Source organism: Flavobacterium rivuli WB 3.3-2 = DSM 21788 (assembly GCF_000378485.1).
In the GTDB taxonomy this organism is placed as follows: Bacteria; Bacteroidota; Bacteroidia; order Flavobacteriales; family Flavobacteriaceae; genus Flavobacterium; species Flavobacterium rivuli.
In genome coordinates, this window is record NZ_KB899968.1 from 26,790 (window position 1) to 41,439 (window position 14,650).

At 37.9% G+C, this 14,650-nt stretch carries 11 protein-coding genes; 6 read left to right on the plus strand and 5 right to left on the minus strand.

The window, feature by feature from the left end:
* The first annotated feature begins 2 nt into the window (after positions 1–2).
* Together F565_RS0106785 and F565_RS0106800 are read left to right on the plus strand one after the other, a co-directional pair.
* Positions 3–2,984, plus strand: coding sequence for a type I restriction endonuclease subunit R (locus F565_RS0106785; protein ID WP_020212451.1), 2,982 nt, complete (start codon positions 3–5; stop codon positions 2,982–2,984).
* 1,272 nt (positions 2,985–4,256) lie between these two features.
* Positions 4,257–4,553 (plus strand): hypothetical protein, encoded by a 297-nt coding sequence (locus F565_RS0106800; RefSeq protein WP_020212454.1) that lies wholly within the window; start codon positions 4,257–4,259, stop codon positions 4,551–4,553.
* A 58-nt stretch (positions 4,554–4,611) separates the two neighbouring features.
* Here F565_RS0106800 and F565_RS0106805 read toward each other — a convergent pair whose 3' ends face one another.
* The 4 genes from F565_RS0106805 to F565_RS0106820 all read right to left on the minus strand — a co-directional run bounded on the left by F565_RS0106805 (position 4,612) and on the right by F565_RS0106820 (position 7,273).
* Positions 4,612–5,259, minus strand: coding sequence for an endonuclease III domain-containing protein (locus F565_RS0106805; protein ID WP_020212455.1), 648 nt, complete (start codon positions 5,257–5,259; stop codon positions 4,612–4,614).
* 160 nt (positions 5,260–5,419) lie between these two features.
* Entirely contained in the window at positions 5,420–5,818 is a 399-nt protein-coding gene (gene msrB / locus F565_RS0106810; RefSeq protein WP_020212456.1) for a peptide-methionine (R)-S-oxide reductase MsrB, read from the minus strand.
* A gap of 91 nt (positions 5,819–5,909) precedes the next feature.
* On the minus strand, positions 5,910–6,416 hold the full coding sequence (gene msrB / locus F565_RS0106815) for a peptide-methionine (R)-S-oxide reductase MsrB (RefSeq protein ID WP_020212457.1): 507 nt from the start codon (positions 6,414–6,416) through the stop codon (positions 5,910–5,912).
* Positions 6,413–7,273 (minus strand): alpha/beta hydrolase, encoded by an 861-nt coding sequence (locus F565_RS0106820; RefSeq protein ID WP_020212458.1) that lies wholly within the window; start codon positions 7,271–7,273, stop codon positions 6,413–6,415. The genes msrB (F565_RS0106815) and F565_RS0106820 overlap by 4 nt, the downstream gene beginning before the upstream one ends.
* 205 nt (positions 7,274–7,478) lie before the next feature.
* Here F565_RS0106820 and F565_RS0106825 point away from each other — a divergent pair, with 205 nt between their 5' ends.
* Positions 7,479–8,294 carry a M48 family metallopeptidase gene (locus F565_RS0106825; protein ID WP_020212459.1) on the plus strand — a complete coding sequence of 272 codons (816 nt, stop codon included), beginning with the start codon at positions 7,479–7,481 and terminating at the stop codon, positions 8,292–8,294.
* Between the two features lie 160 nt (positions 8,295–8,454).
* On the opposite strand, the gene F565_RS0106830 is transcribed toward F565_RS0106825, so the two are convergent.
* Complete coding sequence (locus tag F565_RS0106830) at positions 8,455–8,853, minus strand: GlcG/HbpS family heme-binding protein (protein ID WP_020212460.1); 399 nt, start codon at positions 8,851–8,853, stop codon at positions 8,455–8,457.
* Between the two features lie 216 nt (positions 8,854–9,069).
* Between F565_RS0106830 and F565_RS0106835 the strand changes: the two genes are divergently transcribed.
* The 3 genes from F565_RS0106835 (at position 9,070) to lon (ending at position 14,391) form a co-directional block, all read left to right on the plus strand.
* Positions 9,070–10,359 carry an MFS transporter gene (locus tag F565_RS0106835; RefSeq protein ID WP_020212461.1) on the plus strand — a complete coding sequence of 430 codons (1,290 nt, stop codon included), beginning with the start codon at positions 9,070–9,072 and terminating at the stop codon, positions 10,357–10,359.
* A 57-nt stretch (positions 10,360–10,416) separates the two neighbouring features.
* The gene (locus F565_RS0106840) at positions 10,417–11,742 is read left to right on the plus strand and encodes a DUF6252 domain-containing protein (RefSeq protein WP_154652554.1); all 1,326 of its coding nucleotides are present in this window, start codon (positions 10,417–10,419) and stop codon (positions 11,740–11,742) included.
* Positions 11,743–11,940: 198 nt separating this feature from the next.
* Positions 11,941–14,391 (plus strand): endopeptidase La, encoded by a 2,451-nt coding sequence (lon, locus tag F565_RS0106845; RefSeq protein WP_020212463.1) that lies wholly within the window; start codon positions 11,941–11,943, stop codon positions 14,389–14,391.
* Positions 14,392–14,650 lie beyond the last annotated feature (259 nt).

Consider the following 14,650-nt stretch of genomic DNA (forward strand, 5'->3'; position numbering starts at 1 on the left):
GTATGAGCATCACATCCGAAAACACATTTGAAACTGCAATAGTACAATCACTAATAGAAAAAGGAGGATATACATTAGGCAATGCTAGTGAGTACATAGCAGATTTGGGTTTCTTTAGAAGAGATATAATCGATTTTTTACAAAGCTCGCAACCAAATAAATGGGAGAAAATCACAGCCATTCATGAAAAAGATGTTGAAAACAGAGTATTGCATAGACTCTACAAAGAACTCGATTTAAGAGGTAGTTTAGATGTTTTAAGAAATGGTTTTACCGATTATGGTGTTCGTTTTCAAATGGCATTTTTCAAACCTGTATCTGGTTTAAATCCAGATGCTTTAGCATTATATGCGAAAAACGAATTAAAAATTCATCGCCAAGTTTATTTCAGTAAACAAAATACCAATTCTGTTGATTTAGTAATTTCTTTAAATGGAATTCCGGTTGCTACTTTAGAATTGAAAAATCAATTCACAGGTCAAAACGTAACCAATGCCTTAAAGCAATACAGCACAACTAGAGACAATAGAGAACTATTATTTGCTTTCAAAAAAAGAACATTGGTTCACTTTGCCGTTGACCAAGATGAGGTTTTTATGACTTCAAAATTGGATGGTATTAAAACCTATTGGTTGCCTTTCAATAAAGGATTTAACAGCGGTAAAGGTAATCCTCCAAACAAAGAAGGATATAAAACAGAATATTTGTGGGAAGACATTTTAGCTAAAGATAGTTGGTTAGAAATTATCCAAAGTTTTGTGCATCTTCAAACCGAAGAAATTGAAATGGAAGGGAAAATATTCAAGAAGGAAAAGCTTATTTTTCCTCGTTTCCACCAATTAGATGCAGTTAGAAAAATTGGAGCCGATGCAATAATAAACGGAGCAGGTAAAAATTATCTAATTCAACATTCAGCAGGTTCAGGTAAAAGTAATTCAATAGCATGGTTAGCGTATCGATTGTCCAGTTTGCATAACGAAACCGACGAAAGAATATTTGATAGTGTTATTGTAGTAACCGATAGAAAAGTGTTAGACCAACAATTACAAAATACCATTTACCAATTTGAGCATAAAACAGGAGTGGTACAAAAAATTGACAAAGACAGTTCCCAGCTGGCAAGTGCAATTGGTTATGGCACAAATATCATTATTACAACATTGCAAAAATTTCCATATATAATCGATAAGGTAAATGAGTTGCCTGACAGAAAATATGCGGTAATTATTGACGAAGCACATAGCTCACAAGGTGGCGAAGCCAGTAAAAAATTAAAAGAAGTATTAGCATTAAAGTCATTTGAAGATGCCGAAAAAGAAGAGGAAGATGACTATACAGCAGATGACTACATTAGAGAACAAGTAGAAAAATCGGCTTTATCAAGAGGTAAACAAACTAACATTTCATTTTTTGCCTTTACAGCAACGCCTAAATACAAAACGCTTCAAGTGTTTGGTTATAAAGATTCAGACGGCAAACCGCATCCATTCCATTTGTATGCAATGCGTCAAGCCATTGAAGAAGGATTTATTTTAGATGTACTAAACAATTACACAACATATGAATTATATTTCAAATTAACCAAAGCAATAGAAGAAGATCCAAAACTTAATCGCAAAAAAGCATCTAAAGCTATTGGTAAATATGTTTCATTACATCCATATAATTTGGCTCAAAAAACCGAAGTAATAATTGAGCATTTCCGACAAGTAGTAGCAAAGAAAATAGGAGGAAAAGCAAAAGCAATGTTAGTATGTGGTTCAAGATTACACGCTAAAAGATACTTTGAAGAATTCGACAATTACATCAAAGAAAAAGGGTATGAAAACGAAATTAAAGTATTAGTAGCGTTCTCGGGAAAAGTCATAGATACTAATTTTCCAGACGGTGTTTCAGAACCAGAATTAACTGGTTATGGAGAAAGAGAGTTGCCGGAAGTTTTTGATAAAGATGATTACAAAATACTTATCGTGGCGGATAAATACCAAACTGGTTTTGACCAACCATTACTACATACTATGTATGTAGATAAAAAGCTATCTGGAGTAAAAGCAGTACAAACATTATCAAGACTAAACAGAACCTGTCCTGGTAAAGAAGATACATTTGTATTAGATTTTGCTAATGAAAGACAAACAATTTTAGATTCGTTCCAGCCTTACTATGAAATAACATCGGTTACAGAGAAAACAGATGTAAACCATTTATATGATTTAAAAACGAGATTAGATCAATTTTTAGTGTATTGGGAAAATGAAGTAAACGCATTTGCTAATGTTTATTTCAATCCTACAACAAAAATAAATAATGCCAAAGAGCAAAAATATTTATACAGTTTTACCGATCCAGCAATAGAAAGATTTAAAGAAATAAAAGAAGACAAGAAGGATGAGTTTAAAAAAGGCTTGCGCTCATGGACAAATCTGTATGCTTTTCTATCTCAAATAATGCCATTTACAGACCAAGATTTTGAGAAGTTTTATGCTTATGCGAAGCTATTACAAATCCGATTACCTAAAAGAGATTTGACTGAAAGTTTGGAGTTAGGAGATGAAATTGCTTTAGAGTATTATAGACTTCAAAAAATAAAAGATGGTTCAATTGATTTAATCAAAGGCGAAGAGGGAGAGCTAAGCGGAACCACTGAAGCAGGTTTAAAAAGAGAAAAAGAAGAGGAAGCTTTACTATCGGAAATAATAACAATTTTAAATGAGCGTTTTGGAACTGAATTTGAAGAAGCTGATAAATTATTTTTCGACCAAATAGAAGCAGAATTATTATTAGATGAGACCTTACAGGTTCAAGCAAGAGTTAACAAGATAGATACTTTTAAATATGCTTTTGAAGACTTGTTCATAACTAAACTTATTGAGCGTATGGATCAAAATCAAGAAATTTTTGAAAAAATACTCGAAGACAAATCTTTTGGTGATTTAGTAAAAGAGATGATGATGAAAAAAGTATATAGTAAAATGAATGAGTAAAGAGTTGACACTATCCTAAAAGTTGTCTAAATAAACACAAATTTTAATCAATTATCTGTACAAAAATTGCTCCTAGTCCAAGTATTCCTAACAATAAATTATTTGTTTGCTTTATTTCGCTAATTATTTCCTCTACATTAATGAATGCCCATGATTTGTATGATAACTTGCACTTTAGGAGCTTATATTCTTGATTTGACAATAGAAAAACCATTTATGAAAATAAGAGACAAAACGGAAAAAGTTACAACTTTTACGAAGTAAACTATTGTAATAACGAAAAATATCCAGATTTCTCTGAAGCCAGAGACATGACTTGAACCAATTTTAGTATAATCCATGAAGTCTATGGAAGGATAAACAAGACTAATTATGAATATTACTTTATATTAACAATCCAGGTAGCTTTGAAATTGTTTGGAGAACCACTGCTTACGAGAGCGGTTTAATATATCCTCCTGAATTTACCAATTATTCATTTTAAATTTTCTAAAAACGTCAAAATTAGGATTAAGTGTTCAATTGCTATCCCTGAAAGTCCACAAACTTTCAAAAAATCTAAAGTACCCGATCTTCCGATATTTATTCTTACCAAAATAAGAAACGATCTTTCTGTATTTATCAGAAAGCTACCAATTACAGAAATGTCAAGAATTGCTTTTTTTTGCGCTAGCTTAACCAAGGGCAGTTTGGAGATAGCCCCCCTTGCAAATTGTAATGAACATTCTAGGGCTGATCGTATTTCCATTTATTGCACAGCCAATTATTTAGGAAGCATGCTTATTGACGAAATGTGATTCAACCTTATGATGTAGGAGCGCAAGATCCTTATTCCTGTTTGGGTAAAAATGTTGTTGCAATAATTGAGAGATTAGTAGCAGACGACGCTAATGTGATGTAAAAGCAAGCAATACGGAAGATACGTTCGGTATCCGCAAGCACCACAATCCTTTGCTATTAATTTGTATTACGCCAAATCCTGCCTTCCAGAGCCAAACCCTGCCACCCCGACAATAAAGCCTTCAATGGCAGTCAAAACCCCTTAGATCTTATGATTTAAGGGGTTTTTCTATTTATTCCCTTATGTTATTCAAAGTTATATCGTATCGATACCAAAACCTGCGGGATTAATATCTCTGTATATAAATTTGTAAGCCTCAATATGCCTGTGTAATAAATTCTTTAAATTATCTAACTTACATTTAGCATAACTTTAGCAGATATGTAAAGCCCTGTTGCCTAACTTTGAAATATAACCTAAACATGCAACTTATGAAAACTTTTTGTATAGCCCTTGCTGCTATGGCAACTTTTGCTGCCACAGCTGCTCCTTTAACTATTAAAGATAGTACAGAGAAAAACATTTCTCAGGAAAAACAATATACTAAGATAGATGTATCTAAAGTATCTAAAGAGGCGCTGGAAAAAATTAAAAAAGGATATGGTAACTACACCATTAAAGAAGCATGGGTTGCTGCTGATGGCGAGTATAAACTGATTCTTACTAAAGATGGTACAGATCTTACCGCGACTTTTACATCTGGCGGCGACCTTATAAAAATATTGTAAGCAAAAAAGAGAGAAGCATTACACTTCTCTCTTTTATTTTTATAGACATTATAGGCAACTATTTTTTAGTCTGCTCCTGGTAGAACTCGCAATGTTTGTTCATAATGCACTCGCTGTGCTTAGGATTGCTTGGGCGGCAGGTGTCACGGCCAAGAAACGAAATTGCCATGCCTACTTCGCCCCACATATCTTGTGGTAATACAGCCATCATTTCTTTTTCTATTTTTGTTGCGTCTTTACCTTTTGCTATTCCCAGTCGGGGCGCAACGCGAACAACGTGCAGGTCAACTAAAATACCTTCTGCTTTTTTGCCGGCTTCGCGCATTATTACATTTGCCGATTTTCTGCCCACTCCTTTCAGCGCCACCAGCTCTTTCATAGTGGTTGGGATATTCTTATCTTCCTTAATGGTATCTGCAATATCCTGAAGCCAGGCAATTTTATTGCCATGAAAACGCACTTTGGCAAGGTACTCCATAAGCCCGGCAGTATTAGCCTTTGCCAAAGCGCTCATGTCAGGATATTTTTTAAAGAAGGCAGGCGCTATTTTATTAATATGCGCATCGCTGTCCTGTGCCGATAGCACAACCATTACCAATAGTTGGTAAATGTTCTCGTAGTGCAGCGGGTGGCGTTCACCCTTATACTTTTCAATTAGCGGACTCAGGGCTTTAGGCCAGTCGGTACCTTCCATAAATAAATCCATATAGAGTTGTTTTTGCTTTAAGCCGCGAACATACTGCGGTATATTAAATTTACGAAAAAGCTTTTATAAGAGGATATATTTAACCCGATACTAACACACATATAGTTAATGTTCAAAAATTGTAAAACAAAACCCTGTCGTTTCAAACAGGGTTTACAATTTACTTTTCAAAATCTACCGATAGCGAATTAACGCAGTAGCGCTGTCCGGTTTCGGTAGGGCCATCATCAAACACGTGGCCTAGGTGGCTGCCGCAGTTAGAGCACAATATCTCTGTGCGAAGCATGCCAAAGGTAGTATCTTTAATATATTCTACGCTGCCGGGAATAGATTCGTCAAACGACGGCCAGCCGCAGCCGCTCTCAAATTTAGAATCGCTCTTGAACAATGGCTGCCCACAGGCGCCGCAGCAATAGGTGCCCTTATCAAAAGTAAGGTTGTATTTGCCGGAATGTGGAAACTCGGTTCCTTTACCTCTTAATATCTTATAACGTTCAGGGCCTAATTCGGCTTTCCATTCGGCTTCTGATTTTTGTAAGGGATAATTATGTGTACTCATAGGTGTGTAATTTAATGTATAATCAAAGACACGAATGTTACTATTTTCACCAATTTATCAGTGTACTTAGTGATATTCGTGTTAAGTCTGCTTATTTAGCAGGGATAAACTTTATAGATGTAGAGTTAGTGCAAAAACGTTCTCCGGTAGTGGCTTTAGGGCCATCATCAAACACGTGGCCTAAGTGCCCACCGCATTTGGCACACATAACTTCGGTACGTTCCATACCAAAACTGTTATCGGTTTTATAAATCACAGAACCTTTTATAGCCTGGTCAAAAGACGGCCATCCGCAGTGCGAGTCAAATTTAGTGTCGCTTGTAAATAGCGGGTTGCCACAAGCGGCACATACATACATTCCTTTCTCAAAAAAGTTATCGTACTGCCCGGTGTACGGCCTGTCTGTATCCTTGTTGCGCAATACATTATACTGTTGTTGTGTAAGCTGCGTTTTCCATTCGGCATCTGTTTTAGTCACGGCAAATTTTCCTTTGGCGGGAGCTTCTGTCTTAGCTGTGTTTTTGTTGTCTTTTTTCTTTTCCTGTCCCTGGCAGGCGGTTAGCGAAAGCAGGACAAGTAGTAACATTATTTTTTTCATGATAGTAAAAAATCGGTTATTTGTTTAATTACGGCCTTATCGCCAAGAATTTTTCGGTGTCCCAGCCCTTGTGTAATTACAAGCCGGGCATCACTAAGATTTTTAAAAATATGATGGGCGGCACTAACGGGTACATCGGTATCGTTCTCGTCATGAAATACCAGTACAGGAATATGCACATCCTTTGCTGCTATATACGTCGAATAGTTGTTGATGGTTTCGCCAAACTTCTTTTCAAACATCTTAATCATTAACTCTCCTATGGCAATATTCATGCCTAATTTTTGGGTAAAATCTACCATAATATCCCTAATAATATCGCCACTCCCAATAATTACCGCACGCTTAACCTTTAACCCCTGTTTAACTGCATTTAATACAGCCATTGCACCAAGCGAGTGCCCTATGGCAAACTCAAAAGGGCCATACTGTCTTTCCAGTTCTAATATAGATGTTATAAACTCGGTCATGTCGCTGGTTTTACCGGTCGATTTTCCGTGGGCCGGCGCATCAAAGCTAATAGTGCTGTAGCCACATTTAACCAGTTTCTCGGCTACAGACACCAGTTGGGTACCGCGGCCACTCCAGCCATGCACCAGCAATATTTTTTTAGGGCTATCGCCAAGATGGTACACATTGATGGATTTTTTAAGCGATGGAATGAGCACCTGTTCCTGATGGCTTTTACGGTCCATCTCTTCTTCGCGTTTAGGCAACTTAAATTTTATGGGAGTAGTAAATACTTTCATGGCAAACCGTGCCGCCAGCTTAGGCGATGTTGCCTGTAGTATCCTGGCTGTTATAATAAATGGCTTAGGTATTTTCAGGGTTTGGCGGTGAGCGGTATTTTCTGACATAATAAGTAACTTTATAAAATAATACTGCAAAGAGTATTTATAACTACTATAAAAGTAAAGTAAATATGCTAATAATGAAATATTTGAAAAACGTATTGGCAAGCCCTTGTTTAAATTCACAATAGTTTAACTATAATGGGCTTATTTTCGGAATTGTATATTACAGAAATTTACTAAATTTGAATAAAATTTAAAAATTTTAGATATGAGAAAAAGTGCGATAACCCTTTCGGCAATACTGTTCATGGTGGTTGCTGCCTGCAGTACTAACCCGTTTACCGGTAAAAAAGAATACACTCTTGTATCTAATGCAGAGATATTTCCCAGTGCATTTGCACAATACGACCAGTTTTTAAAAGAAAACAAAGTAGTAACCGGTACCGCACAGGCTGCCATGGTTACAAGCGTGGGGCAAAAAATTAAGGCTGCCGCCGAAAAATACCTTAAAAGCGTAGGCCAGAGTGGTTATCTTGATGGTTACGCATGGGAGTATAAACTGGTAGACTCTAAAGATGTTAATGCCTGGTGTATGCCCGGCGGTAAAATTGTAGTTTATACAGGTATATTGCCCATAACTAAAGACGAAGCCGGGCTTGCCACCGTTTTAGGCCATGAAGTATCGCACGCGTTGCTTAATCATGGCGCAAAACGAATGACTACAGATGCCCTTGCACAATATGGTGCAGCCGGTGTTGCAGCGGCAACGTCCGGGCAGAGTGCTACATCACAACAGTTGTTTCAGCAGGCTTATGGTTTAGGTGCACAATATGGCGCTATATTACCTTTTAGCCGTGGACATGAAAATGAAGCCGACGAATTAGGCCTTACCCTTATGGCTATTGCCGGTTATAATCCTGATAAGGCATTAGAATTCTGGAAAAGGATGGATGCTAACTCAGGAAGTGCTGCACCGCCGGAATTTTTAAGCACGCACCCGTCTGGTACCACAAGGATATCTAAAATTACCAGCGAGATACCTAATGCAAAAGCACAGGCTGCTAAATTTGGGGTTAAGTTCTAACGAATTAAGATTTCAGAATTTAGATTGCCACTCAAATGGTAATTTAAAACTTAATAGAAAGCAAAGCTGTTCCTCGCGGAGCAGCTTTTTTTATGCTTAGGTTTAAATCAAACAAAAAAGCAGCCATACAGGCTGCTAAAAATTTAAGGCATTATAAACACTACAGTGCTTTTGCGCCTGCTTTGGCCACTTTTTCGTCGTCATCTACGGTACTGCCCGAAACGCCTATGGCACCTATAACATCGCCATTATCATCTTTAATAACCACACCTCCCGGAAAAGTAATCAGGCCATCGTTAGAGTGTTCAATATTAAAGAGTGGCTTGCCCGGTTGTACTAAGGGGCTCAGGTCGGCGGTGTCCATCTGGAAGTAAACAGCAGTCTTCGCCTTTTTTATGGCAATATCTACAGATCCTAACCAGGCACCGTCGTTGCGCACAAATGCCACGAGGTTGGCTCCGGAGTCTACAACACAAATGTTCATTTTGGTTTTAATGTCATTCGCTTTTTCTTTAGCTGCTGCTATTGCAGTTTCAGCCTGTGCTAATGTAATGTTCATATATTGCTGGTTTATTTGTTGCGTTATTTGTGTATTTAAAATTGCTAAATGCTACATTGAAAGATAGTTATAGTGTTTGATAAAGATTCTTAAGGAATATCTAAAGTTTAAATAATAAATTTATGGTGTTTTAGGTTAAATTTCATACAGCCATAATTGCCTATTGCTTTATAGTATAAAAAAATAGTTTAGTTTTGAGGGTACAAACCTAACTATATGGCACAATTAGAAAAAGGCAGTAAAAAGCTGCTAAATGCCTGGGCATTTTACGACTGGGCAAACTCTGTATACAGCCTTGTTATTGCATCGGCAATATTCCCTATTTTTTATGATTTAATATTTGAGCAAAAAGGCTCAAAGCATATCAATGTATTTGGTACAAGTATGAAGAGTACCGCGCTTATAAGCTTTGTTACTGCTTTTGCCTTTCTTGTGGTAGCGTTTATATCGCCGCTGCTATCTGGTATTGCAGATTATGCCGGTAATAAAAAAAGTTTCCTTAAGCTGTTTTGTTACATTGGCAGTATATCATGTATAGGCCTTTACTGGTTTAGCCTCGACAATATTTACTGGAGCCTTGTATGTTACTTTTTTGGGTTAATAGGCTTTTGGGGCAGCCTGGTGTTCTATAACTCTTACCTGCCGGATGTTGCTTACCCTGACCAGCAGGATGCTGTAAGCGCCCGTGGCTATTCTATGGGATACATAGGCAGCGTTATACTTCTTATTATAAACCTTGCTATGGTAATGCTTGTAGAAGATTCGCAAAAAGAGCAAATGATGCGGTACTCATTTGTATCTGTGGGTGTGTGGTGGATACTTTTTAGTCAATACTCCTATTACTATTTGCCTAATGACAGCAAAAAGAATAAAATTACGGGCGATGTAATTTTTAACGGCTTTCGCGAATTGCGAAAAGTGTGGAAAGAGCTAAGTGCAAATATTACTCTTAAACGCTATCTGGGTGCTTTTTTTGTATATAGTATGGCGGTACAAACCGTTATGCTTGTAGCTACTTACTTTGGTGCCGAAGAGATAGAATGGGGTAGTGGTGGTGCCAAGACTATGGGCTTAATAGTTAGTATTTTACTCATACAGCTTGTGGCCGTGGCCGGTGCTTTAATAACATCTAAACTTTCGGCAAAATATGGTAATATAAAAACACTTGTAGGTATAAACTGTATATGGGCTGTAATATGTATATGTGCTTATTTTGTTACTTTACCGCTCCATTTTTATGTAACAGCAGGTTTTGTAGGGCTTGTAATGGGGGGCATACAGTCACTTTCGCGAAGCACCTATTCTAAATTCCTGCCTGAAACTACAGATACCGCCTCTTATTTTAGTTTTTATGATGTTACAGAGAAGATAGGCATTGTAATAGGAATGCTTATGTATGGTGCTATAGACCAGGCTTTTGGCAGTATGCGTTATTCGGTAGTTTTTCTTACGGTATTTTTTATTGTGGGCATATTTTTATTAACCCGTGTATTAAAAAAACATTAGGATTTTAATTTTATTGCTTTATATTTGGAACTTTAAAAAATTCAATAAATTAATGTTATGAAAAGACTAAGAATACTATCGATTTTCATGGTATTGTTTGCAGTATTGGGTGGAATAGTAGCTTCTTGTGAGACTGAGCCGGTAGACCCTTTATTATTGACAGATGATAACGGCGGTACAGACACTATTGCAGACCCTGGAATTTTCACGGTAAAAATAGGCGGTACTCTTTTTGTTGCCGATAGTACTATAGCTACACTGGGCAATGGCCAGATTGTAATAAAAGGATATAAAGGTACTGAGGGCGAAAATGTAACTATTACAGTTCAGGCTACTACTACAGGTACGTATACAGCCCTTATGGTTTACGATCCTGGTACATCAGATAATTTTTACAGTAATATAAGTCCTGCTTCAGGCCCATCGGGTTCGGCTACCATAACAACTATAAATACGGCTGCACGCGTTATAAGCGGTAGCTTCAGCTTTACAGGATATTATTCTGATACTGCCCAAAACCTGCCAAACGTTGCGTTTACAGAGGGTATCTTTACAAATATATCTTATGGAGGAGGTACACCACCTACAAATCCATCTGGACCGGGAGTATTTACTGCAAGTGTAGATGGTGCTCCGTTTACAGCGGCGGTAACCAACGCTGTTCTGGGTAGCGGATTGTTTTCTATTCAGGGTGTAGATGCTACAGGTAAAGCTATTTCTATAGCTGTTGAAGAAACTACTCCGGGTACTTATACGGGTTCTCAGGTTTTACTTGCATACTACGAGAATGCAACATCTGAAGATTCTTACAGCAATCTTTTAAATGATACAGGAACGCTTACTATAACATCTATAGATACAGTAAACCATACAATTACAGGTACTTTTAGCTTTACAGGAGATTATTCTGATATTGATAACCCCCGTACTGCAAAAGTAATTACAAGTGGTGTATTTACAAATGTGCCTTATGTGGGTAGTATAGATAATACAGATATATTTACTGCTACTGTAAATGGAACAGCAATTACTTATGGCGGATCTGACCTTGTAATAGGATTTATTGATGTAAATGAATTCTCTGCTGTAACACTTAGAGGAACAAATGCAACTCATGTAATAGAACTGCAAATAAACGAAGATACACCTGTAGGTACATACCCTTTTACAGATGCTACGAATGCATTGCCAAAAGCTACCTTTACAGATACATCTGCTCCGGATGACATCACTTACAATATTACAAGGGGTAGCCTTGTAATAACGGCTAATGATGGTGTAAGGATAAAAGGTACTTTTAGTTTTGAGGTTAGAAACCCTGCTAATCCTAATGGTGCTCCACTTCACACAGTTACCGGCGGGACATTCGATATTGAATTTTAATTTACCTCTGGATAGAAATTATAAATAGAATCCGCCTAACCGGCGGATTTTTTTATGGCACAATCATTGTCATACACCCGTATTGCCGCTAATGTTAATACTTATTATACATTGGCACACAGCATATACAGAGCTATAGCCTTACTATAAACTCTTTGTGCCCATCAAGTTTTAATGACAAAATGACTTTTACAAGATATGTCTAAGCAAAGAATTTTAAATATTGACAATTTGTCACTTCAGGAGTTGGATACCGATGCGGAACTTATACCGCTAATGACATCTGAAGATGAAGAGGAAATGAATAACGAAGAGCTGCCTGCCAGCCTGCCTATATTGCCTTTGCGCAATATGGTTTTGTTTCCGGGGGTAGTTATACCTATTACGGCAGGCAGGGATAAGTCTATAAAGCTTATAAATGATGCCAACACAGGCGATAAGATTATAGGTGTGGTAGCGCAAAAAGATGAAAGCGTAGAAGACCCTACGGCGGCAGATATTAATACTGTGGGCACTGTGGCGCGCATATTGCGTGTACTTAAAATGCCGGACGGTAATACTACCATTATACTGCAGGGTAAAAAACGCTTTGAGATTGATACAGTTACCGATGAGGAACCGTACCTTAAAGCTACCGTTAAAGAATTTGAGGAAAAAAGGCCAGAGAAGAAAGATGCCGAATTTTCTACCATTATAGAATCGGTTAAAGACCTGGCAATTCAAATAATAAAAGAGAGTCCAAATATTCCTACAGAGGCTACTTTTGCTATTAAGAATATAGAGAGCGACTCGTTCCTTGTAAACTTTGTATCGAGCAACATGAACCTTTCGGTTAAAGAAAAGCAGGACCTTCTTGCCATAAGCAACCTTAAGGAGCGCGCGCTGGAAACCTTGCGTTTCATGAACCTTGAACTGCAAAAACTGGAGCTTAAAAACGACATACAAAGCAAAGTGCGTTTTGACCTTGACCAACAGCAGCGCGAGTACTTTTTGCACCAGCAAATGAAAACCATCCAGGAAGAACTGGGGGGCGTATCTCACGATCAGGAAATAGACGATATACGTGCCAAAGCCCGACTTAAAAAGTGGGACGATAAAACAAAGCAGCAGTTTGACAAGGAATTGTCTAAGCTGCAGCGCATGAACCCGCAGGCGCCGGATTATGGTACCCAGCGCAATTACCTTGAGCTGCTTATAGACCTGCCGTGGAACGAATTTAGCAAAGATAACTTCGACCTTAAGCGCGCAGACAAGATACTTAACCGCGACCATTACGGTCTTGAAGATGTTAAGAAACGTATTATAGAGCACCTTGCGGTGCTTAAGCTTCGTAATGATATGAAATCGCCTATATTGTGTTTATACGGGCCTCCGGGTGTGGGTAAAACATCTATAGGTAAATCTGTTGCCGAGGCACTGGGCAGGGAATACATTCGTATTTCTCTTGGCGGCCTTCGCGATGAAGCAGAGATAAGGGGCCACAGGAAAACCTATATTGGCGCTATGCCGGGCAGGATTATCCAGAGCCTTAAAAAAGCAGGTACGGCTAACCCTGTATTTGTATTAGATGAAATAGATAAATTAAGTGTGAGTAATACGGGCGACCCGTCGTCTGCGCTATTGGAAGTATTAGACCCTGAGCAAAACTCGGCGTTTTATGACAATTTCCTTGAGCTTGGTTTCGACCTTAGTAAGGTTATGTTTATTGCCACGTCTAACAACCTGGCAACCATTCAGCCTGCATTGCGCGACAGGATGGAGATCATTAACATGACCGGTTATACTATTGAGGAAAAAGTTGAAATTGCCAAAAAGCACCTCGTACCTAAACAGGTTAAAGAGCACGGGCTGACTAACAAAGATGTTGTTCTTGGTAAAAAACAAATAGAAAAAATTGTTACCGGTTATACCCGCGAAAGTGGTGTGCGTGGCCTTGAAAAGCAAATTGCCAAAGTAATAAGAAACTGTGCTAAATCTATCGCGATGGAGGAGGAGTACAATGTTAAAGTAACTGATGAAGATATCATTAAAATACTTGGTGCTCCTAAAATGGAACGTGATAAGTACGAAAATAATGATGTTGCGGGCGTAGTAACCGGCCTTGCATGGACAAGCGTAGGTGGCGATATATTGTTTATAGAGTCTATTTTATCTAAAGGTAAGGGCAACCTTACTATGACAGGTAACCTGGGCACGGTAATGAAAGAATCGGCTACTATTGCATTAGAGTACATAAAATCTAATGCCGAGATGTTGGGCATAAGTCCGGAAGTGATATCTAATTACAACGTGCACATACACGTGCCGGAGGGGGCTACTCCTAAAGATGGCCCAAGTGCCGGTGTGGCAATGCTTACCTCATTAGTGTCTACCTTTACCCAAAAGAAGATTAAAAAACACCTTGCCATGACAGGCGAAATTACACTGCGTGGCCGCGTATTGCCTGTGGGTGGTATTAAAGAAAAAATACTGGCTGCAAAAAGGGCTAATATTAAAGAGATTATTCTTTGTATTGAGAACAAGCGTGATATCGATGAAATTAAACCGGAATATCTTGAAGGGGTAACGTTTCATTATGTGCGCGAAATGAGCGAAGTGCTTAAATTTGCGATTACGAACGAAACTGCAAAAAATGCAAAAACGCTTTAACCGGACATTAAATAAATTGTATGAGGAAACGGCTAAGAAATTAGCCGTTTTTTTTGATTATTTTTTCCACGAATTACACAAATTTTCACAAATGATTATTGGGGTATAACCTAAGAGCATATCTTTAAGAAGCGGAGCTTCAAACTATGAGCAGCTTAGTAACCTTTTGTAGCATTTTTGCTATGAATCTATGTGGTAATTTTTTTAAAAAATGTGTCCACACAATAGCTTTTTAAAAGGTTTACGGGTGTATTGGGTT